The sequence below is a fragment of the Arthrobacter sp. zg-Y1171 genome, assembly GCF_025244845.1.
Classification (GTDB): domain Bacteria; phylum Actinomycetota; class Actinomycetes; order Actinomycetales; family Micrococcaceae; genus Arthrobacter_B.
Genome location: NZ_CP104264.1, coordinates 898920 through 922535, shown reverse-complemented (window position 1 = coordinate 922535; position 23616 = coordinate 898920). Strand labels below are relative to the sequence as shown.

At 67.1% G+C, this 23616-nt stretch carries 19 protein-coding genes; 8 read left to right on the top strand and 11 right to left on the bottom strand.

Annotation, left to right across the window (positions count from 1 at the left end):
* Positions 1-60: 60 nt before the first annotated feature.
* Positions 61-1542, bottom strand: coding sequence for an NAD-dependent succinate-semialdehyde dehydrogenase (locus N2L00_RS04390; RefSeq protein WP_255767007.1), 1482 nt, complete (start codon positions 1540-1542; stop codon positions 61-63).
* A 158-nt stretch (positions 1543-1700) separates the two neighbouring features.
* Entirely contained in the window at positions 1701-2591 is an 891-nt protein-coding gene (gene rsmI, locus N2L00_RS04385) for a 16S rRNA (cytidine(1402)-2'-O)-methyltransferase (RefSeq protein ID WP_255863447.1), read from the bottom strand.
* 178 nt (positions 2592-2769) lie between these two features.
* Here rsmI and N2L00_RS04380 point away from each other — a divergent pair, with 178 nt between their 5' ends.
* Together N2L00_RS04380 and N2L00_RS04375 are read left to right on the top strand one after the other, a co-directional pair.
* Positions 2770-4293, top strand: a complete 1524-nt coding sequence (locus N2L00_RS04380; protein WP_255863571.1) for a dolichyl-phosphate-mannose--protein mannosyltransferase — start codon at positions 2770-2772, stop codon at positions 4291-4293.
* Positions 4294-4337: 44 nt separating this feature from the next.
* A complete protein-coding gene (locus N2L00_RS04375; protein WP_255863448.1) occupies positions 4338-6146 on the top strand; it encodes a long-chain fatty acid--CoA ligase in 1809 nt (602 codons plus the stop codon).
* Between the two features lie 70 nt (positions 6147-6216).
* On the opposite strand, the gene N2L00_RS16140 is transcribed toward N2L00_RS04375, so the two are convergent.
* Together N2L00_RS16140 and N2L00_RS04365 are read right to left on the bottom strand one after the other, a co-directional pair.
* Positions 6217-7935: a TIGR01906 family membrane protein gene (locus N2L00_RS16140; RefSeq protein WP_308219746.1), complete on the bottom strand. Its 1719-nt coding sequence runs from the start codon at positions 7933-7935 to the stop codon at positions 6217-6219.
* 93 nt (positions 7936-8028) lie between these two features.
* The gene (locus N2L00_RS04365) at positions 8029-9021 is read right to left on the bottom strand and encodes a stage II sporulation protein M (protein ID WP_255863449.1); all 993 of its coding nucleotides are present in this window, start codon (positions 9019-9021) and stop codon (positions 8029-8031) included.
* Between the two features lie 54 nt (positions 9022-9075).
* Here N2L00_RS04365 and N2L00_RS04360 point away from each other — a divergent pair, with 54 nt between their 5' ends.
* Complete coding sequence (locus N2L00_RS04360) at positions 9076-9876, top strand: RDD family protein (RefSeq protein WP_255863450.1); 801 nt, start codon at positions 9076-9078, stop codon at positions 9874-9876.
* 27 nt (positions 9877-9903) lie between these two features.
* Here the strand turns inward: N2L00_RS04360 and ahcY are convergent, their stop codons facing one another.
* From ahcY to N2L00_RS04345, 3 genes are all read right to left on the bottom strand, one after another.
* Entirely contained in the window at positions 9904-11370 is a 1467-nt protein-coding gene (ahcY, locus tag N2L00_RS04355; protein ID WP_255863451.1) for an adenosylhomocysteinase, read from the bottom strand.
* Between the two features lie 37 nt (positions 11371-11407).
* Positions 11408-11593: a Trm112 family protein gene (locus tag N2L00_RS04350; RefSeq protein ID WP_255767001.1), complete on the bottom strand. Its 186-nt coding sequence runs from the start codon at positions 11591-11593 to the stop codon at positions 11408-11410.
* A gap of 96 nt (positions 11594-11689) precedes the next feature.
* The gene (locus N2L00_RS04345; RefSeq protein WP_255863452.1) at positions 11690-12079 is read right to left on the bottom strand and encodes a DUF3499 domain-containing protein; all 390 of its coding nucleotides are present in this window, start codon (positions 12077-12079) and stop codon (positions 11690-11692) included.
* Positions 12080-12220: 141 nt separating this feature from the next.
* Here N2L00_RS04345 and N2L00_RS04340 point away from each other — a divergent pair, with 141 nt between their 5' ends.
* Positions 12221-12733, top strand: coding sequence for a metallopeptidase family protein (locus N2L00_RS04340; RefSeq protein ID WP_255863453.1), 513 nt, complete (start codon positions 12221-12223; stop codon positions 12731-12733).
* A gap of 7 nt (positions 12734-12740) precedes the next feature.
* On the opposite strand, the gene N2L00_RS04335 is transcribed toward N2L00_RS04340, so the two are convergent.
* Genes N2L00_RS04335 through N2L00_RS04325 form a run of 3 tightly spaced genes read right to left on the bottom strand, consistent with a single transcriptional unit; the run spans position 12741 to position 18474 of the window.
* The gene (locus N2L00_RS04335; RefSeq protein ID WP_255863454.1) at positions 12741-14453 is read right to left on the bottom strand and encodes a DUF5719 family protein; all 1713 of its coding nucleotides are present in this window, start codon (positions 14451-14453) and stop codon (positions 12741-12743) included.
* Positions 14450-17929, bottom strand: a complete 3480-nt coding sequence (locus N2L00_RS04330) for a glycosyltransferase family 2 protein (protein ID WP_255863572.1) — start codon at positions 17927-17929, stop codon at positions 14450-14452. The genes N2L00_RS04335 and N2L00_RS04330 overlap by 4 nt, the downstream gene beginning before the upstream one ends.
* A complete protein-coding gene (locus N2L00_RS04325; RefSeq protein WP_255766996.1) occupies positions 17929-18474 on the bottom strand; it encodes a WhiB family transcriptional regulator in 546 nt (181 codons plus the stop codon). Before N2L00_RS04325 ends, N2L00_RS04330 begins: the two co-directional genes overlap by 1 nt.
* A 254-nt stretch (positions 18475-18728) precedes the next feature.
* On the opposite strand from N2L00_RS04325, the gene N2L00_RS04320 reads away from it, so the two are divergent.
* A complete protein-coding gene (locus tag N2L00_RS04320) occupies positions 18729-19544 on the top strand; it encodes a TIGR03089 family protein (RefSeq protein ID WP_255863455.1) in 816 nt (271 codons plus the stop codon).
* On the opposite strand, the gene N2L00_RS04315 is transcribed toward N2L00_RS04320, so the two are convergent.
* The gene (locus N2L00_RS04315) at positions 19522-20073 is read right to left on the bottom strand and encodes a GtrA family protein (RefSeq protein WP_255766994.1); all 552 of its coding nucleotides are present in this window, start codon (positions 20071-20073) and stop codon (positions 19522-19524) included. The genes N2L00_RS04320 and N2L00_RS04315 overlap by 23 nt on opposite strands.
* Positions 20074-20266: 193 nt before the next feature.
* On the opposite strand from N2L00_RS04315, the gene N2L00_RS04310 reads away from it, so the two are divergent.
* The 3 genes from N2L00_RS04310 to N2L00_RS04300 are packed head-to-tail and all read left to right on the top strand — an operon-like array spanning position 20267 to position 23613.
* Entirely contained in the window at positions 20267-21433 is a 1167-nt protein-coding gene (locus tag N2L00_RS04310; RefSeq protein WP_255863456.1) for a 5-(carboxyamino)imidazole ribonucleotide synthase, read from the top strand.
* Positions 21434-21436: 3 nt separating this feature from the next.
* Entirely contained in the window at positions 21437-21967 is a 531-nt protein-coding gene (gene purE / locus N2L00_RS04305) for a 5-(carboxyamino)imidazole ribonucleotide mutase (RefSeq protein ID WP_255766992.1), read from the top strand.
* Between the two features lie 5 nt (positions 21968-21972).
* The gene (locus N2L00_RS04300; protein WP_255863457.1) at positions 21973-23613 is read left to right on the top strand and encodes an LCP family protein; all 1641 of its coding nucleotides are present in this window, start codon (positions 21973-21975) and stop codon (positions 23611-23613) included.
* Positions 23614-23616 lie beyond the last annotated feature (3 nt).

The window sequence follows — 23616 nt, the reverse complement described above, 5'->3', positions numbered from 1 at the left end:
AAAGGGCAAAAGAAACCCAGTGACGCCGGCGGCGTCACTGGGTTTCTTCCTTTCGGTTACCTACCCGGCGTAGGGGTCGGCGATCCCGATGTACTGCGTGTATAGGTATTCCTCGATGCCTTCGGCACCGCCCTCGCGGCCCAGCCCGGACTGCTTGACTCCGCCAAACGGTGCGGCGGCGTTGGAAACAACTCCGGCGTTGAGTCCCAGCATGCCGGATTCCAGCTTTTCGCCGATCCGCAGTCCGCGGTTCAAATCCCGGGTGAAGACGTAGGACACCAGTCCGTATTCGGTGTTGTTGGCGAGCGCCACGGCTTCGTCCTCAGTGGAGAAGGTGACGATCGGTGCCACCGGACCGAAGATTTCCTCTTTCAGGATCCGGGCATCCGGGGCAACGTTCTGCAGGACCGTGGGGCGGTAGAAGTAGCCCGGGCCGTCCACGGGTTCCCCGCCGACCAGTGCCACTGCGCCGCCGTCGACCGCTTCGCTGACGAGGGCGTGCACCTTGTCCCGCGACTTGCCGTCAATCAGCGGCCCGATCTTGGTGTCGTCTTCGGTACCCCGGCCGGTAGTCATGGCGCCCACCCGTGCCGCGAACTTCTCTGCGAACTCCTGCGCCACCGTGTCCTGGACGATGAAGCGGTTCGCCGCGGTGCAGGCCTCGCCCATGTTCCGCAGCTTTGCGGTCATGGCACCTTCCACGGCCTTGTCCAGGTCTGCGTCCTCGAAAACAATGAAGGGGGCGTTTCCGCCGAGCTCCATGGAGGTGCGCAGGACGTTCTCGGCTGCGTCCCGGATCAGGCCCTGGCCTACGGGTGTGGATCCGGTGAAGGAAACCTTCCGCAGACGGGAATCCTTGAGGATGGGGCCGGTGACGTCGCCGGCGGAAGTGGTGGAGACAACGTTCAGCACGCCGGCAGGCAGCCCGGCTTCCATCATGACGGCCGCGAAAAGCTGGGAGGTCAGGGGCGTCAGCTTGGCGGGCTTGAGCACCATGGTGCAGCCGGCCGCCACGGCGGGGGCGATCTTGCGGGTGGCCATGGCCAGCGGGAAGTTCCAGGGGGTGATCAGCAGGCACGGGCCCACCGGCTTCTTGTTCACCAGCAGCCGGGACTTACCGTCGGGAGCGGTGCTGTAGCGTCCGGAAACCCGGACGGCTTCCTCGGAGAACCAGCGCAGGAACTCCGCGCCGTACACCACCTCGCCGCGGGCTTCCGCCAGCGGCTTGCCCATTTCCAGCGTCATCAGCAGGGCGAAGTCCTCGGCGCGTTCCGTCACCAGTTCAAAGGCGCGGCGCAGGATTTCCCCGCGTTCGCGGGGTGCCGTCCGTGCCCAGGCATCCTGGGCGGCTGCGGCGGCGTCCATGGCCAGCGCACCGTCTTCCGTGGAGGCATCGGCAATGCTCATCAGCACCTTGCCGGTGGCGGGATCTTCGACGTCGAACGTGCGGCCGCCGGACGCCTCCCGCCACTGGCCGTCAATCAACAGGCCGGTGGGGACCTGCGCCAGGAGTTCGGCTTCACGGTCTGCGGGAATGCCCATAGGGAATGCCTCCAAAATCATCGGATCCACCGCGGGCGGCGTGCCCGTGGTCTCACTAAACCGTAGGCTTCGGCGGCACTGCCTGTAAATGCGGGTATGCACTACCTTCCGGAGGAGCTACTGTGCATCTGCCCATCCCCAGGCATAGGTCGGAGCGCTTAGCTGCGCGCTTCCAGCACCGCCGAATACAGTTCGCGCTTGCTGATCCGGGCATCCTCGGCCACGGCGGCGACGGCGTCTTTAAGCCGGATGCCCTGCTCCACCAGGGAATTGACGGCGGCCACATGGTCCGCCGCCTGTTCCGGGGCGGCGTCCGGTGCGCCTTCGACCACCACGGCGATTTCCCCGCGCACGTCCCCGGCTTCCGCCCATTCCAGCAGCTCGCGCAGGGGCCCGCGCAGCACCTGTTCATGCAGCTTGGTGAGCTCGCGGGCGACGGCGGCGCGGCGGTCCCCGCCGAAGGCGGCGTCCAGGGCACGCAGCATGGGTTCGAGGCGGTGCGGAGCCTCGAAGAACACCATGGTCCGCTGCTCGCCGACCAGCTTCGCGAGCCGGCTGCTGCGTTCCCCGGGCTTCCGGGGAAGGAAGCCTTCGAAGCAGAAGCGGTCCGTCGGCAGGCCGGAAAGGGCCAGTGCGGTCAACACCGCTGAGGGTCCGGGGGCGGCGGTGACGGTCAGTCCTTCGGCGGCCGCAGCCTCCACCAGGCGGAAGCCCGGATCGGATACGGCGGGCATGCCGGCATCGGTCACCATCAGGAGGGTGGCGCCGCCGCGGACCATCTCCAGCAGATCGGCAGTGCGGGAAGCTTCGTTGTGCTCGTGGTAACTGATGATCCGGCCCCGCGTGGTGATGCCGAGGGCGCTTACCAGCCGGTGCAGGCGCCGGGTGTCCTCCGCGGCAATGATGTCGGCGCTTTCCAGCAACCCGATCAGCCGGTTGGTTGCATCACCCATGTTGCCGATGGGGGTTGCCGCCAGGACAATCTGCCCCGGCCCTGCGGCGTCGTTGTTCGCGGTGCCTGCCATGGTGCCTGTCCTGGTGCCTGTCATGCTGCCTGTTACCTTGCTCGAGTCCACCCTCTAACCCTACGCGACAGGCTATAGAGTGGTGCGCGTGAGTCTCTCCGGTACCTCGACGACGCACCGCGAGGCACCGGCCGCGGTCGAGTCCCCACAGCATGCGTTCACCTTCGAAGCCCTGCGGAACCGCCTGCTGGGCAGCAGCCTCATGCCCCTGGGGGCGGCCGGCTGGATCCTGCCGCTGATGATGGCGGTACTGGGCGGTGTGCTGCGCTTCACCCGCCTGGGTGAGCCCGGCGCCCTGGTGTTTGACGAGACCTACTACGTCAAGGACGCCTACTCGCTGCTGCAGTCCGGCTATGAACGTGCCTGGCCCGAGGATGCAAACGAGTCCTTTGCTGCGGGCCGGCCCCAGGTCCTGCTCGATGAGCCCGAATATGTGGTGCATCCGCCTGTCGGCAAATGGATGATCGCTTTCGGCATGGCACTTTTCGGATCGGATAATTCCTTCGGCTGGCGCTTCGGCGCCGCGCTTACCGGCGCCCTTACGGTCCTGCTCCTGGGGCTCATCGCCGCACGGTTGTTCTCCTCGGCGACTCTCGGCGCCCTGGCCGGGTTGTTCCTGGCCGTGGACGGGCACCATCTGGTCCATTCCCGCACCTCCCTGTTGGATGTCTTCCTGACGTTCTGGGTGGTGGCCGCGTTCGGCGCGCTCCTGTTGGACCGACGGGACGGCCGGCTGCGGCTGGCACATGCCCTCTCCCGAACGGCCGGCGCCGGTGCCCCGGACCGCGCAGACCCCGGCGGTGCACTGCTGTACGGGCCGTGGCTGCTCTGGCGCCCCTGGCGGATCGTCGCCGGCGTCTGCCTCGGCCTGGCTGTGGGCACCAAGTGGTCAGCCCTGGCCTTCGTTGCCGTCTTCGGCCTGATGACTGTCCTTTGGGATGTCAGTGCCCGGCGGGTTGCGGGCATCCGCCAGTGGGAAAGCGCGCTGTTCCGGGACGGCGTGCCGGCGTTCCTCACCATCATCCCGGCCGCGTTGATCACCTACGTGGCCAGCTGGAGCGGGTGGCTGTTGTCCGATGACGCGTACGACCGGCAGTGGGCCGAGGAGAACCCAGACGAAGGCTGGAGCTGGCTTCCTGCTTCGCTGCGTTCACTGGCCGAGTACCACCGCAGTGCCTATGCCTTCCACAACGGACTCAGTTCGGAGCACAGCTACTCCTCCACCGCCTGGACCTGGCTGTTCATGGGCCGCCCCACGTCATTCTTCTACGAGTCCTCTGCGCAAGGAGAAACCGGCTGCGCCGCGGAGAGCTGCTCCACTGCGGTCACCTCCGTCGGCAATCCCCTGATCTGGTGGGCTGCCGCCCTGTCGCTGCTGGTGGTGCTCTTCTATTGGGCCGGCCGGCGGGACTGGCGGGCCGGTGCGGTCCTGTCCGGAGTGGCGGCTGGATACCTTCCGTGGTTCGCCTATCCTGAACGGACAACTTTCTTCTTCTATGCGGTCTCCTTTGAACCGTTCCTCGTCCTCGCATTGGTGTACGTGCTGGGCCTGATACTCGGCCGGCCCGCGGACAGTCCGCAGCGCCGGCGGATCGGCCTCCTGCTTACCGCCTGCTTCGTCGCGGGGGTCCTGGCGCTATCGGCATATTTCCTGCCGGTCTGGACGGCGGATACCATCCCGTATTCTGGCTGGCGGCTGCGTATGTGGATGCCCAGTTGGATTTAGTCTCATTACCCATGTGCTCAATGCACAGAAAGAGAGGGTCATAAGTGCGCGAGTCCGCCACTGACCTCCTGGTTAGCCTTCCCGAAGATTCGAATGTTACGGATCTCCTGCTCCAAATGCATCGAAAAGATCCCGCCCGCGTCCTGTACGCGGTCAAGAACGGCAGCAGCTGGGAAGACATCACCGCCGCGCAGTTCCTCGCAGAAGTTACCCGGCTGGCCAAAGGCCTGATCGGATGCGGTGTCCGTCCCGGAGACAGCGTTGCCGTCATGTCCCGGACCTCTTACGAGTGGACCGTGGCGGATATGGCCAACTGGTTCGCGGGAGCCGTGACCATCCCGATCTATGAAACCTCCTCCCCCTCCCAGGTCGAGTGGATCCTCAAGGATTCCGGTGCCCGGCACGTGTTCGTGGAGGACGCGCGCAAGGCCGACGTCGTGCTGGCCGCCGCTTCCGCCCTTGACGGAGAGTTCTCCATCTGGCTGATGAACAACGGCGACGGCGCCGACACGTTCACCGGCCTCACCGCCGCGGGAAGCAGTGTCAGCGACGACACGCTGGAAACCGCCCGCAGTACCGCGAACCTCAGCGACACCGCGTCGATGGTCTACACCTCCGGCACCACCGGCCGGCCCAAGGGCTGCGAAATCACGCACGGCAATTTCGCCCTCTTCGGCGTCAACGTCATTGAAGTCCTGCCGGAAATGCTGAAGATCCCCAACCCGACCACGCTGATGTTCCTGCCGCTGGCGCATGTGCTGGCCCGGGCGGTCCAGGTGGGCTGCCTGCACGCCGGCGTCAAGGTGGGCCATTCCCGCAGTGCGTCCGACCTGATGTCGGACCTCAAGTCCTTCTCCCCCACGTTCCTGCTGGCCGTGCCGCGGATCTTCGAAAAGATCTACACCGGCGCCCAGGCTTCGGCCGAAGCCGCCGGCAAGGGCAAGGCCTTCGAGGCTGCCGCCGCCACCGCCGTTGCCTACTCCGAGGCACAGGACTCGGCCGCCCGCGGCGGCCGCGGCCCGTCGGTGGCGCTGACCTTGAAGCACAAACTGTTTGATCGGCTCTTCTATCCCAAGGTGCGTGCGGTCCTTGGCGGAAATGCCGCATTCGCGATCTCCGGCGCCAGCGCGCTGAGCCCGATGCTCGCGCACTTCTTCCGCGGCTGCGGAGTCACGGTACTGGAGGGCTACGGCCTGACCGAAACCACCGCCCCGGCGAGCGTGAACCAGGCGACCCGCACGCGGGTGGGCTCGGTAGGCCTGCCCATGCCGGGCACCACCATCCGGATTGCCGACGACGGCGAGGTCCTGGTCCGCGGCGCCGTGGTCTTCAAGGGCTACCACCGCAACCCTGAAGCAACTGCGGACGCCTTCGAGGGCGAGTGGTTCAAGACCGGCGACGTGGGCGTTCTCGACGACGACGGTTTCCTGCGCATCACCGGCCGCAAGAAGGACCTGCTGGTCACGGCCGGCGGCAAGAACGTGGCTCCCGGCCCGCTGGAAGAAAAGATCCGGGAGAACCGGCTGGTCTCACAGGCCATCGTGGTGGGCGAAGGACGCCCGTTCGTTTCCGCCCTGATCACGCTGGACGAGGAGGCCCTCGCCGCCTGGAGCCGGGAGAACGGCGCCCCGGACGGTATTGCTGCGGAGGATCCCCGGGTGCAGCAGCTGCTGCAGGAGTCAGTCGACGCCGCCAATGCAACGGTGTCCCGGGCCGAACAGATCCGCAAGTTCACCGTGCTGCCCAAGGATTTCACCTTGGAATCGGGCCATCTCACGGCCACGCTGAAGCTGCGCCGCAATGCGGTGATTGCGGATTACTCCGACGAGGTCGACAAGCTCTACGCCAAGTAGGCACACACACCGGCAGTAAAAATCCCCCGTACCGATACCGGTACGGGGGATTTTTATGCTGCGGGGCTGCCTAGAGTGCTTCGAGGGACTCTGCGTAACGGCGGCGGGCGTCTTCCCGGGCCTGCTGCACGCGTTCCCGGCGTGCCCGGGTGGGCCAGCAGCAGACCAGCACGACAACGCAGGTGAGCAGCACCAGCGCGGCAATGGTAATCCCGGCGTCCATCCAGAACTGGGCCGGGAAGAGCCGGATCAGCGTGTCATCCAGCCGGAAGGTCCAGTTCCCGTTCGAGAAGAAGACCGTGTGCAGCTGGGTGAAGAACTGTTCCCAGCCCAGAACGGCGAGGACGACCAGCGCCGCCACCAGGACCAACGTGATCACCGCACCGGAGAACAAGGACCGGCGGATGCCGCCCGGGCTGCGTCGGTGCAGATAAAGTGCGGCGAAGAGGCTCAGCACCGCCATCACCGTCGCAGCGATGAAGGCCACCGTCAGCACTGTCTTGACATCGGCCATGTGGCTGACTTCGCTGGCCAGGTACAGCGGTTCTCCGCCGTCTCCGACCAGGTCCCCCAGATACCGGGATCCGCTGAAGTTGAGCAGGTAGTCCACGGCGTAGGAACCGTAGGTCATCCGGTCATCGGTGGAGAATCCGTAACTGTCTGCCGGGAAACCGGGCCGATGGTACTCAGCCCACAGGAACAGGGGCGTCGCGACGGCACGGATCGCCGCGGCCAGCACCATGACCGGGAAGAACACGGCAATCATGACCTGCAGGACACGGGCCAGGACGGGCTTACCCGCTGCAGCCTTCTCGCGTTCCTGTGCACGTCGCTGCGCTTCAGCCAGTGCCGCGTCGGCGTCGTCGGCGTGGTCTGCCCTGTCAGTGGCTGGCTCTGTCCCGCTCTCCGTCTCGGCAGAGTGGACGATAACCGGTGTGACGGCGGTGTTTGTAGACTCGGCAGCCACCGCCGCAGTGCCGTCCTGCACTTCGCCGTCGGCGTCGTCGGACGTTTCGGTTTCGCGCTCCGGCGTCGTTTCGGTTTCCCTTTCGGAGTCCCCGGATGCATCGGCTTCATGCCGGCCGGCATCGTGCGCTCCGGAGGGCACGGCATGCGGCCGTTCCTCGCCTGCTTCCACTGCGCCCGAAGGCGTTTGGGCGGATGTTGCCGCCATGTCCTCATCCGTGCGGTCCCGGTCCCGGTCCTCGGGGCCGGCGTCCACGGCGTCGTCGGTGGAGGAATAACCGCTCAGGTCGGGGAGGGTGCTTGCCCGGCGCATGGGAAGCTGGCTGCGCTGGGCGACCTTCGGGTGCCCGCCCGGGACGGTGCCACCGGCGCCTGCAGTTGCTGCCGCATCACGGTTTTCGGACGCGGCCGGGCCCTCAGCCGCTTCCCGGTTCCGGAGGGCCTCAGCGTCCTCCGCGTCTTCCGGGTCTTCCGGGTCCTCGAGGTCCTCCGGCGCTTCCGGGGTCAGCTCGACGTCCGATTCTGCGGCGTCCGGTCCTGCGACGTCCGGTTCGGCGGCGTCCGGTTCTGCGACGCCGGCGTCGCCTGCCTCATCTGCTGCAGCCTCCGCGTCGGCCTCGGCCTGCTCGGATGCGGTGAGGTTGTCGAACTCCGCGTCCCAGTCGGCGTGCTCACGGGTCCCGGCGGCTTCCGGGGCAGTAGCGGCATGGGAGCCGGATCCGTTGGGGTCCTTCCCCTGCAGCGGCGCTGAAGCCTCGGTTCCGTTGAGCGGCTCCCCTCCGGCCGTCGATCGATGCGTGGGGGTTTCGTCCTGACTTGCCACTGCTTCCTCTTTCACTTCCCTGAACTGTTCTCCGCTGGTCTTACACTCGACCCTACCGGGACAGCACCGGGTGGACTGCACGCCACCCCGCGGCTAGGCAGTACGCAGATACGCTCCGGCGTCGCGCGCGGACAGGTCACCTCGGTGACCGGCCCGGTAGGCCCTCCCGCCGAGGATGAGCGTGTACGCCCAGTACGCCGCAAATACTCCGAACCCGATGGCCAGGCGCAGCCAGGCCGGCAGGGGGCTGGGTGTAACGAAGCCCTCAACCAGTCCGGAGATAAACAGGACCACTACCAGGCCTAGGGCAACCGTCATCAGGGAACGTCCCTCCTGAGCCACGGCGGTCATCCGGGAACGCCGCCCGGGTGCGGCGAAGGCCCAGAAAATCCGCAGCCCGGCGGCTGAGGCAATGAATATGGCGGTCAGTTCCATGAACCCGTGCGGCAGGATATAGGTGAAAAACACGTCCAGGCGGCCGTGTGCTGCCATCATCCCCGCGGACAGGCCCACGCTTACGGCGTTCTGGTACAGGATCCAGGGCACCCACAGTCCGGTGATGCCGAACGCGACCGCTTGGACGGCGATCCAGGCGTTGTTGGTCCAGACCATGCCGGAGAACGACGCTGCCGGATTTTCGGAGTAGTAGTTGACGAAGTCCTCTTCGACATAGCGGCGGACCTCCTCATCCGACCCTACTGCGGCCAGCACCCCCGGCGTATTGACGGCCCACAAACCGGTCAGCCAGGCCACCAGGACGAAGGCTGCACCTATCGCAACGGTCAGCCAGCGCACGCGGTAAAAGGCGGCTGGGAGGGACGAAACGAAGAAGTTCGCCAGGTCCTCCATGAAGTTGGACCGGCTGCCGGTAAACCGGGTCCGGGCGCGGGACAGGCGCATGGAGAGGGAGGCGGAAAGCGTTCCTTCCGGGGCTACCGAGCGCACGATGGAAAGATGGGTGGAGGCACGCTGGTAGAGCCGAAGCAGTTCGTCCGCTTCCGGGCCGCTTAAGCGGCGGCGCGCAGCCAGCTCGTCGAGGCGTTTCCAGTCATCGCTGTGCACTGCAGTGAAGGCATCGAGGTCCACGGTTACACCCTAACGGGTCGGTACAGTGGTCCCCATCACTTCAGGAGGACACGAATGAGCAGCATTGTTACCGGCGAAGCCGTGGTCCTTGAGCTCCGTCCTGCCGGCTTCGCGGCGCGGATGGTCAGCGCCCTCATCGACGTCATTGCCCAGGTCCTCGTGTTTATCGTCTTGATGCTGCTGGTCGCGCAGGCCGTCGCGTCGTCGGACCCGGCCCTGGCACAGGCACTGTCGCTGAGCCTTGTGGTGCTGCTGTTCGTGTTGGTCCCGGCGGCGGTGGAAACCCTGACGCGGGGAAAGTCGCTCGGCCGCCTGGTCATGGGGCTGCGGATTGTCCGCGACGACGGCGGTTCGGTGCGGTTCCGGCACGCCTTCATCCGGGCGTTCACCGCGGTACTGGAGATCTACATGCTCGCCGGTTCGCTGGCCGTCATGGTGGCGTTGTTCAATGACAAGTCCAAGCGCCTCGGGGATCTCCTGGCCGGCACCTATGCCCTGCGGGACCGGGTGGTGGCACCGTTGCCGGAGCTGGTGGCGGCTCCCCCGGAGCTTGCCGGCTGGGCGGACCTGGCCGATATCGGCCGCCTGCCCGACGGGTTGGCGCGCCGCATCTCCCGCTTCCTGGCCCAGAGCGGGCACATGACCGGAACGGCCAGAATGGTGCTCGCATCCGAACTTGCCTCGGAAACCACTGCGCATGTATCCCCGCAGCCGCCGCCGGGCACGCATCCGGAGGCCTACCTTCGGGCGGTCGTCGCCGAGCGCCGGAACCGCGATTACGTCCGGCTGGACCGCCAACGGCTGCAGTCCCGGGCCCTGGCCGAACGGCTGCACCGGATGCCGTTCAGCGACTGAGTCCGGGCCCGTAACAAACCCCGGCAGTCAGTACCGGTAGTGCTCGGGCTTGAAGGGACCCGCCACGTCGACGCCCAGATAGTCCGCCTGGCTCTTGGTGAGTTCTGTCAGTTCGACGCCGAGGGCGGAAAGGTGCAGGCGGGCCACCTTTTCGTCCAGGACCTTGGGCAGCACGTAGACCTGGTTGGCGTAGGTCCCGTCGCCGTGCCTGGTGAACAGCTCAATCTGCGCAATGGTCTGGTTCGCGAAGGAATTGCTCATCACAAAGGACGGATGCCCGGTGGCGTTGCCGAGGTTCAGCAGCCGCCCTTCGGAGAGCACAATGATGCTGCGCTGCGCGTCGGTGCCTTCATCGAACACCCATTCATGGACCTGCGGCTTGATCTCGACCTTGCGGATGCCGGGCACCCGGGCGAGTCCGGCCATGTCGATCTCGTTGTCGAAGTGCCCGACGTTGCCGACGATCGCCTGGTGTTTCATGGCGGCCATGTGCCGGGCCATGATGATGTCCTTGTTCCCGGTGGTGGTGATGAAAATATCGCCCTGCGCCAGCACGGATTCCAGCTTCGCCACTTGGTAGCCGTCCATCGCCGCCTGCAGTGCGCAGATGGGGTCGATTTCCGTGACGATCACCCGGGCGCCCTGCCCGCGGAGTGCCTCCGCGGCGCCCTTGCCGACGTCGCCGTAGCCGCAGACCACGGCAACCTTGCCGCCGATAAGCGTGTCAGTGGCACGGTTCAATCCGTCCGGAAGGGAATGCCGGATGCCGTATTTGTTATCGAACTTGGACTTGGTGACGGAGTCGTTGACGTTGATGGCCGGGAACAGCAGCCTGCCCTCGGCCGCGAGCTGGTAGAGGCGCAGCACACCGGTGGTGGTTTCCTCCGTGACGCCCCGGATGCCCTTGGCGATTTCGGTCCACTTCCCCGGATGCTCCGCCAGGCTGCGCCGCAGGCGGTCGAGGATCACGGTGAACTCGTAGGAGTAGTCCTCGTCGCCGTCCTGCGGGTTTTCCGGTACGAACCCCGCCGCATCGAACTCCACGCCCTTGTGCAGCAGGAGGGTGGCGTCACCGCCGTCGTCGAGGATCATGTTCGGGCCGCCGGATCCTTCGGGCCAGCTAAGGATCTGCTCGGCGGTCCACCAGTAATCCTCGAGCGACTCGTTCTTCCATGCGAAGACCGGAACGCCTGCGGGTTCCGAGGCCGTTCCCCCGCCTACCACCACGGCAGCAGCGGCTTCGTCCTGCGTGGAGAAGATGTTGCAGGACGCCCAGCGGACTTCAGCGCCCAAGGCCGTCAGCGTCTCGATCAGCACGGCGGTCTGCACCGTCATGTGCAGGGACCCGGCGATTCGGGCCCCGGCCAGCGGCTGGCTTGGACCGTACTCGCGCCGCAGCGCCATCAAGCCTGGCATCTCGTGTTCGGCCAGGCGGATCTGGTGGCGCCCGGCTTCGGCGAGGGAAAGGTCAGCTACTTTGAAGTCAATGCTCACGCTGGAATCCTTACGGGTTCGCGGCGGGTCCGGGCGGTTAGCCCTCCTGCCGAGTGGCGGCGGCCTTCAGCAGAACCGGAATGCCTTCTTCCACGCGGTACCGCACCCGTTCGCCGCTTGCGTCGGGAACGGTCGAAACGAGTTCGTCACCGTCCTGGACGAGGACGGATCCGGTGGCAGGGCAACGCAGGACGTCGAGGAGTCCGGCTGTCAGATTGGCCATTGATACAGCACTTCCTTGAAATCGGGTGCCGCGGTGGGCGGCGCATCACAGCCAAGCCTAGCGCTTGGAAGCCAGCTGCCCGGCGAAGGGCGGTGCCTAGTTCTGCTCGCGCAGCACCTTCAGGTGCGCCCGGCGGGTCCCGGGGGTCTCGGCGGGTGGCTCCAGGGCATGCTTTCCGCCGCGCTGCGACTCCGTGGCGTCCTCTTCCGTTGCCTTCGCTGCCTGTTCGCGTACGGCGTCCACCAAAGCGGAGAGTTCGTCACTGGTCGGAGTCCGGGGCTGGCCCTCCAGGTTCAGGCGGACAAGTTCCCATCCCAGCGGGGCGGTAAGCCGGGCGGAGTGGCCGGCACACAGATCGTAACAATGCGGCTCGGCGTACGTGGCCAGCGGGCCAAGCACTGCAGTGGAATCGGCGTATACGTAGGTCAGCGTAGCTACCGCCGGCTGGCGGCAGGCTGACCGGGAGCACTGGCGTAAGGATTCCACGGAGGATCACTTTACCCGCTCCCTGCGCGGTGCCGGTGCAGGCGCGCCGGAACCGCGGTCCCCGGGCACGGCTGCGACGCAAGACGAGTGCACAAAAGATAAGGGGTCCCCGGGGCTGGGACCAGCGGTTAGAGTTCTTACATGTCCATGGGATCTTCATTCCGGGTGCGTCTCGAAGATGAGTCAAGTGCCGCAGCCGCTTCCTCCCCCGGTGCGCCCGCCCGGTCCTTCCGGCAACGGCGGCGCAACCGGCACGGGCGCGGCCTGCGGGGAGACGTGATCCCGCCGCATCTGGCCGGTGCCCGCACGCGCGCGGAACGTTTCGACGAGTGGGTACTCGAATCAGCGCAGCGGCTGGAACGGCTCTGGGGCGAACGGATCCAGACCTACCAGTTCGTGGTCGAGGAGATCCCTCCAGGACTTGAGGAGCTGGCGCGCTCCGGCGGACCCATTCCGCTGGGCGCCGGGACCGCCTCTGCACCAAACCGGCCGCCGGTCATCACCATCTACCGGCACGCCGTCGAAACCGCTGCCCGCTCCCTGGTGCCCGTCAGCGAGCTGGTGCATGACGTCATCGTGGAGCAGCTGGCGATACTGATGGGAATGGACCCCGAAACCGTTGATCCTGCCTACGGCCGGTTCCGCCCCCTGTAACCGAGGTCTAGTACCCCACACCCACCTGTACGCGGCTGCCGCCTACAGTGCCCCGGGGCAGGGGCACCACGCTGATCCCGGTATCTCCCCCGGTCACTATCTGTGCCCCGTAAACCGGGGCTCCGGTGGCACTGACCAGGACTGCGGCGGCGGGTCCACCGAGATCGGCCGGGTTGACCACGGTAGTGGAGGCTGCCTTGAGCTGCACCGTCTTTTCGGCCAGCAGGACACCGTCGGCGGTGACAGCAGCGAGGCGCACTTCGGAAGCGCCTTCCGGTGCCGTGAAGGAGAGAGCGGAGTCCCCTGAGGCCAGCACCGCCAGGTGCTCGCTGCCCAGGCGTTCGCCGGCGGGGGCAACGGCAATATCGGTCCCCTTCTCGGCATCGGAACCCCGGCTGAAGACGGCTGAAGCGGCCACGGCGACGTCGGACGTAATATCCAGCGTATAGGTGCCCTCGGGCAGCGTATCCAGCGGAAGGCGCGTCACTGTGCCTGCCGCAGCGTTGTAGCTTCCGCCGCCCGCCAGGACGGCTTCGCCGCCGCTGCCGAAGACGCGGACATTCACGACGGCGTCGCTGCCGCCCGGAACCGCTACCTGCAGTGACGGCGTCACCGATGCATAGCCCTCTTCCTTGGCCAGGTTGCGGGTAGCCTCCGGGTTCTGGATGCGCACGCCGCTGACCACCTGCGCCGGACCGGGTGCCGCCGTGGGCTGGATCAGCTCCACGCCGCCGGGGGTCAGGCCCCGCAGCAGGTTCTGCGAGATGACCGCTGAAACCGGTCCGCCCGAACTCCGCACCCGCACGGCCAGGGACTCCTGGTTGGCGGCCAGGCCGGCAAGGACCACTGACTTGGTTTCGCCCGGGGCTACGGCGATGCCCCGGGTACCCGGCCCTTCCACCGGACCGGCAGTGCCGTAGAGCTCCAAATCGACATCGGCCGGGGTAAGGGACGGGTTGGTCAGCTGCAGCACCGCGGTGGCACCCACGTTCGTCCGTGCTCCCACCAGCCAAAGGTCGTTGGCGGGCGCCTGGCAGGTGGCCGCCGTGAGTCCGGCCAGATCGCCGTCTGCGGCGGTATAGGTCATGGTCGCTCCGGCCGTGACCTGCTGGGCATCGGCTGGCTCGGCGCTCAAAAGCGCCGCCGCGGAGACCGGCGTCTCGCGTACGACGCCGGCGGTCCGCTCTCCGGCGAGCGGTGCTTCCGTGCCGCCGCCGATGCCTTGGAGAACCGAACCGTCCGAGACTGACGACAGTTCGGCAGCCGGCAGCGGGTTGCCCGCATCAGCCAGGAGAACCGCGCTCACTACGGACTTGGCGGAGGTGGACTCCGCACTGAACTCGGCATCCGTACCGGCCGTGTTGCCGGCGAGCAGCCGCGGCGGCTGCGGGCACACACCGGTCAGGGGCCCGGCGGGGACTTCGGCATAGGGAACATCGACGGCGCCGCCTGCGGAACCGGTTCCAACAAGCGACGTCCCCGCCACCAGCGCACCGGAAGCAGTCAGGAGCAGGATCCCCGTCGTCCAGCGTCCGGCGGTCCTGGCGCCGCCGGAACCGGCCCTGCGGGCAGTGGCTCCGTCGGCCCTGGAGCCGGCCGGCGCGGACGCCGGAGGCGTTGATGAAGCCGCCTCGGGCGCCTCCCGGCGCAGCTCAGCCTCGTCCTCCGTAGAAGGAAGTTCCTGCTCCCCCGGCTTGTTGCCGGACTTGTCCCTGCTCATTGCTGGCTTCCTTCCGGGGTCCGGTCAACCCGGTGCGGGCCTGCGCCGAGGGGCACGGGCGATTCCTCTTTTGCGGCCGTCTGTGCCGAGCCGGGTGCCGGTCCGGCCGCGGGCTGCGGCTCGTTTGCCGCCGTTGGCGTCTCGGGTAATTCCCGTTTGCCGGGAAGGCGGACAGTCTGGCCGGTGGGCGTGGGAAGCGCCAGCAGCAGGGTCAGGCCGATCACCAGGATCTGCAGCGCCTCAAGCCACGGCGAGGCTGCGCTGACGTAGTCCACGCGGAGCTCTCCACCCTCGGCAGGCAGTTCAAAGGCCTGCTCCCACTGAAGATCCGCTGCGGTCAGCGGGCTGCCGTTCAGGCTCGCCTGCCATCCGGTGTCGGCACGTTCGGCGAGGACGAGCAGCCGGCCTTCCGCGCCGGCCGGTATGGAGGCGCGGATTTCTTCGGTCTGGGACGGCACCCCTGCCGCGGTGCTGCCGTCCGCATTGACGATGCGTGCCCTGGCACCAAGCCCGGACTGCGTTTCCGTACCGGCTGCGCTGAGGGGTTCGCTCACCCGCCAAAGCCACCCGGAGCCGGTTTGTCCCACCGCGGACAAGCCGGGTACGGAGTCCATCCGCCCGGCCAGCAACTCTGCGGCCGTATCGGACTCCTGCAGCACCACGAAGGCGACGCCGAGACGGGCGAGGTCTGCCCGCGGGTCAACTCCGCTGCCCGCAGTGATCGCGGCCACCGCCCGGCGCAGGTCGGCAGTCGCCGGATCGTCGTCCGCCAGCGTTTCGCTGCCGACGCCGCCCTTTACCCCGCGGGCAGCGTAAATGGTCGAAAGCTGCTCGAGGGTTGTCCCGCCGCCCCGCATGAGCGCAGCTGAGACATTGCCCTCCGCGTCGGCATGAAGGACGAGGCTGCGTGACTGGGTGGTGTCATGGCCGGCATCGGCTGCCGTGGCGGGCAGGCTGCGGGCTTCCGCACCCTGGACCTCCAGGCTGGTTCCCGGCAGGATGGCTGCGGCGGCCACGTCCGGGCTCTGCGTTCCGGGGAAACCGCTGCCGGTGAACTGCGGGATGACCCAGAGGCCAAGGCTGGCGGCCGGACCGGCCGCCAGTACTGTTCCAAGAACCGCGGCCAGGATGCGGTTGCTGCGCGCAACCGTACGGCTCCGTGCACCGGACAGGAGATCGCCGGCAAAGACCAGCGCCGGGCAGAGAAGCAACAACGTGCAGGCGGAGACGAGCGGGCCGGTGAACGCCGTCACCACGGCATCCGGCGCGGCAGCGGTTCCCAGGTACGATGCTGCGGCGTTGAGTGCCAGGGCCGTCAGGACCAGCAGCCAGCTCAACCTCGCCAGCGGCGCGGACCGGGTGCGGAAAAGGGCAAGGGCCGCCAGGAACACAACCGGAGCGCCGACCACCAGGGCCAGGACCAGGTTCCAGGGACCGGCCGGAAGCAGGCCCGCCAAGGTGCCGTTGATGTCGAAGGCCAGTGGATAGCCGAGCAGTTGCTGCCAGGCCTCGGAGCGGGTGAAGGCAAGCGGCAGGCCTGGATCCGCCGGCACGGCGCGGAGGTTGGGCACCGCCGAGAGGACCTGCGGGAGCAGGAGGACGGCGCCGGGCAGCAGGGACCACCACAGGGTCCTTGCTCGGCGCCGCAGTCCCAGCGTCAGGAGGAGGACGGCGGCGGCAGCCAGCACGAACACCAGCGGCGCGGCAGCAGTGACGGCGGCCAGCAGAAGGCCTGCGGTAGCGGCTGCGGTCCAGGATGCGGCTCCGGCGGGTACCGGTGTTCCGGCGGCCGCGGTCCCAGCGGCCGCGGTCCCAGGTGCTGCGGTCCCGGATGCTGCACCCGAGCCGACGGCGCGGGCAACCGCCAGCACCGTCAGGGGAAGCAGCAGATGGACAACCAGGGCGCCGAGCCGGCCGCTGCCCAGGGCCACTTGGAACGCGGGAACCGCTGCCCAGAACATGGCAGCCCAGAAGCGCAGCCCGCGATGGCGGGTAAAGGCTCCGGCTGCGAACCAGGCGCTCAGCCCGGCCAGCGGGAGCGCCAGCAGCAGCAGGATCAGCAGGGCGGCATTGCCGTTGCCGAATCCAGCGATCGCCAGCAGTGTGAGGACAAAGTTGAAGGGGTCGCCATGGGCCGGGGCTCCGGAGCCCAACTGCGCCCACCAACCGGTAGCGGCGGCCCAGATTTCACCCACACCCTGGCCCAGGGGCACCAGCGCACCGCCGGCCGCGGCCGAGGCGCCGAAGAGCCGGTGCAGCCCGGCCAGGGACAACCCTGCCAGCAACAGCACAGCAGCCAGGGCGCCAAGCCCCACCCAGGTGCGCCCGGGACCTTCCAAGGCGGCGAAATCGTTATTGGTGTCCCCGCTGGGGACGTATTCCGCGCTGCCTGTTTCGGCAGTTTCCGGCGAATCGGCCCGGTACATTGTCCGCCGGTGCTCCCGGACCTCCCTGCTGCCGCTGCGCAGTGCGTTAACCGCGTTACGCGGGCGCCGCCTGGTCACCGCTGCCCGCCGTCGGGAGCGGTACAGATCGACCGGGCGCAGGACGGCCGCGGCGCTGGTGAGCAGCGAGGACACCGCATATCCCGGGTCCTTGGCCACCATGCCGAGGAAGAAGCGGCCAATGCCGCCCAGGACCGCACCTACTGCAAGGAACGGCACCTGCCACAAGGGTGCGTGCTTGAGCCGGAGGAAGATCTCCGCCCGTCGGGCGGCGGATGCGGAGGCCGCGGGGTTGGGACGGTTTCCCGCATGGCGCATCCGTGCGGAAGGCACCACCACCACCCGGTTTCCGGCCAGCCGGTTCCGCCAGCAGAGGTCAATGTCGTCTCCGCTTCCGGGCAATGCAGGGTCGAATCCCCCCAACAGGTCCCAGGCGTCGCGGCGGATCAGCATGCCGGCGGAGTTCACGGCAAAGATGTCGCTTCGGGAGTCGTACTGCCCCTGGTCGAGTTCATCGGCATCGATAAGCGTGAGCCTTTCGGCCCACCGGTTGATGCTGACCCCCACGTCCACCAGGCGTCGGTCGTTATCCCATTCCACCTGCTTCGCACCGGCAATGGTTACGGAAGGAGCGCGCTCAACGGCTAGAAGCAGTTCCTGCAGTGCCCCTGGATCCGGAGCCGAGTCGTCATGCAGCAGCCAGATCCATTCCTGCACGCTGCCGGCGCCGTCCTCGGTGCCGCTGCCGGAAGCGGAACCGCTGCCGGTGACGCGCAGGTTGTCCGGGAGTTCGGCCAGGCCCGCCTTCACCGCGGCTCCGAAGCCGCTCCGCGCCGGAACTCCGATGACCGGGCTGCCGACCGGGAGTCCCAGCTGCAGCAATGACGCGCTGGCGTCCGTGGAACCGGCGTCAACGCCGATGTAGAAGTCCGCGGGCCGGGTTTGAGCCGTCAGCGCGGAGAGTGTATCGGGTAGATAAGAGGCGCCGTTATGGGCTACAACAACAGCGCAGACATGGACTTGCGAATGAATTAGACTGCCTGCTTCCGAAGCCGACGACGTTCGCGCTCGGACAGGCCGCCCCAGATTCCGAACCTCTCGTCATTGGCCAGTGCATATTCGAGGCATTGCGAACGCACGTTGCAGGCGGCGCAGACCTTTTTGGCGTCCCTCGTCGAGCCGCCCTTTTCCGGAAAGAACGCCTCGGGATCGGTCTGCGCGCAGAGGGCATCCGCCTGCCAACCCAACTCGCCTTCGTCGGCGTAGTCCTGGCCCAGGCCGGGCAATCCGATCCAGACGGGCCGGCTATCGGACTCCGGCGGAGCCTGGAACAACGTAACGGGCGGGTCCAGGACGAGCTCCTCGTCGGCAGGAGCATCCGCGAGTGCCTCATGCGCCGCGAGGAAGGCAGTGGCCTGGTCCTCGAGGGTGCCGGCGGTTTCCCTGCGGTAGCGCTCGGCAGCAGCCGGATCTGCAGGATCCACGTACCAGTCGACGGGAACGCCCCTTGAGCCGTAGCTGGCCGAAGCCTGCCCGGCAATGACCGTGTTGTCCTGCGTTTCTTCTGCTTGCCCCATGGAGTCCTCCCGGTGTTGCTGCTCCAGCGGCGGCTGTGTGGTCGACCCGGCGGGGCCTGGGCCCTGCGGGTCCTCCCATGTGGCTGGAACAAATCCGATACCTAATTACACGCGTGTAATACGGCTCCGTCAAGCTGTTCAGGCATCCTATAGAGTTCAATCAGCGGATGCCGGGAACGCCACGCCCGGGATTTCGCACATAAGCCCGGCGCGTCGCACTTTTCCCGGTCAGGGAACCGCGAATAGCGCGTTCCATGTTTATTACGCGTCGCCATTCGCCGTACGCCGATGCCCGCCGTGCCGCCAAGCTGGAACCAACGAAAGAGGCCCTCTCCATGACCATGTCCGCAGCAAGCACCCTACTGTCAGGGCTGCGCACGAGCCAGGCTACCTCCCCCGCCCTGATCTGGTACGGCCCCGCCGGGGAACGGATCGAGCTTTCCGGGAAGGTGCTGGACAACTGGGTGGCCAAGACCTCGAACTTCCTGGTCGATGAACTGGACGCCGAGCCCGGCCGGCTCGTCCGCCTGGACCTGCCCATCCACTGGAAAACCCTGGTCTGGGCCCTGGCTGCCTGGCAGACCGGCTGCACCGTGAACCTCGGTTCCCCGGCCGAAGGAGGACCCGTGGACATCACGGTCACCGACGCGGCGGACAGCGGCGCCGAGGGGACCGTCGTCGCCGTCGCGCTGGGGGCACTGGAGCTGGCGTTCCCGTCGGAGCTGCCGGCCGGCGTCGTCGACTACGCGGCGGAGGTGCGCTCCTACGCCGACACCTTCATGGAGGGCCCCCGGCCCGACGACGGACAACCGGCCCTTGAGGTCGGAAGCCCTACCGCCGCCCGCAAATTGAACGGAACAGTGTCTTACGGATCGCTCGGGACCCTGTTCAGCGCATCGGACGGCTCCGCCGAAGTACTGCTCGCTTCGGCTCCGGACCTGCCGCTCGTACTGGAGGCGGCTGTAGCCACGTGGGCCTCGGGCGGCGCCGTCGTGCTTACGGCGGCCGGCGTTGAACCGGACGAACGGGTATTGGCCTCTGAGAAGGTTACGAAGCGCTTGGAGGCTTAGCGGCGCCGTACCGGTTGGCCTTGCCGGGCGGGACTATGGACTCGTCGATCAGTTCATAGTCCTGCTCGAAGCCGGGCTCCTGGTCCAGTTCAACATTGAAGACCCAGAACCGGTACGCAAAGAACCGAAGGACGGTGGCGACGGCGATGCCCAGCACGCCGGCCAGGAACAGCATGTTCTTGTCCTCGATACCCATCGGGTAGCGGGCCACCCAGGTGAAACCTGTGGAAATGACAATGCCCACGCCGTTGATCAGAACGAACAGTCCCAGTTCACGGCCCACGTTGTCCACCCTGCGGCGGCGGCGGAACGTCCAGTAGCGGTTGGCAACCCAGGAGACCATGGTGGCGACGACGGCGCCCACGAAACGTGCCTTGACCTCGCTGCCGGACATCGGTCCGTGCATCAGGTAGAGGGTAAGGCCGTTGTCCACAACGAAGGCCACGGCACCTACCGTGCCGAATTTGGCAACCTCGCGCCAAAAAAGGGAAACCAGGCCCCGAAGCCGATCTGACAGCGATGTATTCATGACCCTCCGAGGCCGATCGACGGCAGCACCCCCAAAGACTCATTCAAGAATCGACGGCTGCCAGTTCCCGACGCGCGGACGCGCGGCGGTCAACAGCCGATATTACCGCGCCTTTATGGGAGTCTGCTTAGTGTCAGGGAGGACAACGGTGCCGCGAGGCGGGAATAACAGCCCCTTTCGGTACGCTTAAGCCGTGGATTTCCCAATTATCGGCGTGATAGGCGGCGGCCAGCTCGCCCGGATGATGGCCCCGGCGGCCACAGCCCTCGGATTTGAGCTGCGCGTGCTCGCCGAGGGCCCCGACGTATCTGCTGTGGCGGCAGTGGCCAATGCCACAGTGGGTGATTACCGGAACCTGCAGGATTTAGCGGATTTTGCCGCCCAGGTGGACGTTGTCACGTTTGACCACGAGCATGTGCCCGCTGAACATCTGCGGGCCCTCGTGGAGAAGGGCATCAATGTCCAGCCCGGTCCCGCAGCACTGATCCATGCCCAGGACAAACTGGTCATGCGTGCCGCCGTGGAGCGCCTCGGACTGCCCAATCCCCGCTGGGCCGCGGTTTCCACGCCCGGGGAGCTGGTCTCGTTCGGCAACTCCGCCGGCTGGCCGGTGGTCCTGAAGAAACCGCGGGGCGGCTACGACGGCAAGGGCGTACGCATAGTTGACGACGCCGCCGCTGCCGCGGACTGTGCCGATTGGTTCGGCTCCGAACCCCTGCTGGTCGAGGAAAAAGTACCGTTCAACCGGGAATTGTCCGCCCTCGTGGCCCGCACTCCCAGCGGTGCAAGCAGTGCCTGGCCGGTTGTCGAATCCATCCAGGTCCACGGCGTCTGCGACGAGGTCATCGCCCCGGCACCGCAGCTGGATCGGGCCGTCGCGGAGGCTGCCGCATCAGCGGCCCTGCGCCTGGCGGACGAACTGGGCGTCACCGGCGTCATGGCTGTCGAGCTCTTCGAGACCCCCGGCCGCGGCCCCGGCTTCCTGATCAACGAACTGGCCATGCGACCGCACAACTCCGGGCACTGGACCATGGACGGCTCCGTCACCGGCCAGTTCGAGCAGCATCTGCGCGCAGTCCTCGACCTCCCGCTGGGCGCCACCTTCCTGAGGGGCGGGACAGCCGTGATGAAGAACTTCCTCGGCGGCGACAACTCCGACCTTTTTGCTGCCTATCCCCTGGCACTGGGCGCCGAACCCGCCGTCAAGGTCCATACCTACGGCAAATCCGTCCGGCCGGGACGTAAGATCGGCCACGTTAATGCCGTCGGTTCCGCCGACGACCTCCCCGCCCTCCGCCGCAGTGCCGGCCGGGCAGCAGCCATCATCCGTGACGGCCGCGACCCCCTGAAGGAGAACTGAAGCATGCCCCACCGTGCTGCCACGCCGCTGGTAGGCCTCGTCATGGGTTCGGACTCCGATTGGCCGGTCATGGACGCAGCCGCTGCCGCCCTTGCCGAATTCGGCATCCCCTATGAAGCCGACGTCGTTTCGGCCCACCGGATGCCGGCCGACATGCTGGAATACGGGCAGGACGCCCACCGACGCGGGCTGCGCGTCATCATTGCCGGAGCAGGCGGCGCCGCCCACCTCCCCGGCATGCTCGCCGCGGTTACCCCGCTTCCGGTCATCGGAGTCCCCGTGCCGCTGAAATACCTGGACGGCATGGACTCCCTGCTCTCAATCGTCCAGATGCCCGCCGGAGTACCGGTGGCCACGGTTTCGATCGGCGGTGCCCGGAACGCCGGGCTGCTGGCTGTCCGGATACTCGCAGCGGGTACGGACCCCCTCGCTGCCAGCCTCCAGCAACAGCTCATCGAGTTTGCGGGCGGGCTGCGCCAGTCCGCCATGGCCAAAGGCGCAGCACTGCGCACATCCCTGCCCGGAACGGACTAGCAGCAATGAACCAGCAACGTTCCGAGCCCGCGGGCGGCTCCTTCACCGATCCCGTGCGGTATCCCCAGACCGCGGCCCCCGCGGTGCGGACCAAGCGTGCCTTCATCCTCCTGCTGCTGACCCTGGTGCTTCCCGGGTCCGCGCAGGTGGTAGCCGGGGACCGGCGCCTCGGCCGGCGTGCCCTGAAAGTCACCTTCGCAGTCTGGGCGGTGGCTGTGGCGGCCATCATCCTGGCCGTCACCAACCGTGCACTGCTGATCAACATCCTGGCCAACGGCTGGGCCTCGTTCGGAATCATGATCGTCCTGGCCGCTCTGGCCGTGGCCTGGGGACTGTTGTTCCTGAACACCCTGCGCATCATCCGCCCTCCGCTGCTGCAGCGCCGGGTACGGCCGCTCGTTGCCGCCTGCCTGGTCCTGCTGATGGTGGGAACCAGCGGCAGCCTCGCCTACGGCGCCTACCTGATGAACGTCAGCCGGCAGACTTTCGGCTCCATCTTTTCCTCGGGCCCGTCCCTTGATCCGGTGGACGGCAGGTACAACTTCCTGCTGATGGGCGGAGACGCCGGCGAGGACCGCACCGGCCTGCGTCCCGACAGCATCTCGATGATCAGCGTGGATGCGAAAACGGGCCAGCCCGTGACTTTCAGCATTCCCCGTAACTTCCAGAACGCCCAGTTCCCCACGGATTCCCCGCTGCACGATGTGTACCCCGACGGTTACAACTGCGGCGACGAGTGCATCATCAACAGCCTTTACCAGACGGTGACGGAGAATTACGCGGATCTCTACCCCGGGTCAGCTGATCCCGGCGCCGAAGCCATGATGGAGGCCGTCAGCGGCACCCTGGGGCTTGAGGTGCAGGCCTACGTCATTGTGGACATGGGCGGTTTCGAACAGCTGGTCGACGCCATGGGCGGCGTCACCGTCAATTCCGGCGGCTGGGTGCCTATCACTGCCGGCGAGATTCCCGGCACCAACCGGCACTATCCCCCGGACGGCTGGATTCCGCCGGGCACCCAGACCCTGGACGGCTACCATGCCCTTTGGTACGCCCGCTCGCGCGAATTCGTGACTGACTACCACCGGATCGCCCGGCAGCAGTGTGTCCAGCAGGCCATGGTGGCGCAGATGGACCCGGCTACGCTCCTGACCCGCTTCCAGGCCATTGCCACCGCCGGTGAAGAGATCGTGAAGACGGACCTCCCCCAGGACCAGCTGGGCAGTTTCGTGGACCTGGCGTTGAAGGCCAAGGGCCAGCCCATGGAGCGGATGACCATCGGCCCGCCGGACTTCGGCACGGCGGCGGACAACTTTGTGACCTATCCGGACTTCAACCTGATCCATTCCCGGGTGCAGGACTTCCTGGCCGGTTTGGAAGCCGCACCGGCCGAGCCGGCTCCGGCCCCTGCTCCGGCGGAAGAAGCCGCACCGGCTCCGGAGGAAGCTGCTCCAGAGGAAGCCGCACCGGCGCCGAAATCAGACACCGGCGCCGACGGTGAGGCAGCCGACGGAACTCCCATCACCGAGGTGCCGCAGGAGGAAACGGAAATAACGGTGGAGTATCTTCAGTACCTCGCGGAAATCGGCGATGACGCCACCCTCGGATCGCTCCTGAACAACAACGGCGAGTGCAGCGTGGGATAGTCC

Excerpts from the sequence above, each read along its gene's own strand:
- N2L00_RS04300 (WP_255863457.1), top strand. The coding sequence starts at position 21,973 with ATGAACCAGCAACGTTCCGAGCCCGCGGGCGGCTCCTTCACCGATCCC.
- N2L00_RS04340 (WP_255863453.1), top strand. The coding sequence starts at position 12,221 with ATGTCCATGGGATCTTCATTCCGGGTGCGTCTCGAAGATGAGTCAAGT.
- N2L00_RS04390 (WP_255767007.1), bottom strand. The coding sequence starts at position 1,542 with ATGGGCATTCCCGCAGACCGTGAAGCCGAACTCCTGGCGCAGGTCCCC.
- N2L00_RS04360 (WP_255863450.1), top strand. The coding sequence starts at position 9,076 with ATGAGCAGCATTGTTACCGGCGAAGCCGTGGTCCTTGAGCTCCGTCCT.
- N2L00_RS04350 (WP_255767001.1), bottom strand. The coding sequence starts at position 11,593 with ATGGCCAATCTGACAGCCGGACTCCTCGACGTCCTGCGTTGCCCTGCC.
- N2L00_RS04325 (WP_255766996.1), bottom strand. The coding sequence starts at position 18,474 with ATGGGGCAAGCAGAAGAAACGCAGGACAACACGGTCATTGCCGGGCAG.
- N2L00_RS04320 (WP_255863455.1), top strand. The coding sequence starts at position 18,729 with ATGTTTATTACGCGTCGCCATTCGCCGTACGCCGATGCCCGCCGTGCC.
- purE (WP_255766992.1), top strand. The coding sequence starts at position 21,437 with ATGCCCCACCGTGCTGCCACGCCGCTGGTAGGCCTCGTCATGGGTTCG.
- rsmI (WP_255863447.1), bottom strand. The coding sequence starts at position 2,591 with ATGACAGGCACCAGGACAGGCACCATGGCAGGCACCGCGAACAACGAC.
- N2L00_RS04380 (WP_255863571.1), top strand. The coding sequence starts at position 2,770 with ATGCCCCTGGGGGCGGCCGGCTGGATCCTGCCGCTGATGATGGCGGTA.
- N2L00_RS04335 (WP_255863454.1), bottom strand. The coding sequence starts at position 14,453 with ATGAGCAGGGACAAGTCCGGCAACAAGCCGGGGGAGCAGGAACTTCCT.
- N2L00_RS04315 (WP_255766994.1), bottom strand. The coding sequence starts at position 20,073 with ATGAATACATCGCTGTCAGATCGGCTTCGGGGCCTGGTTTCCCTTTTT.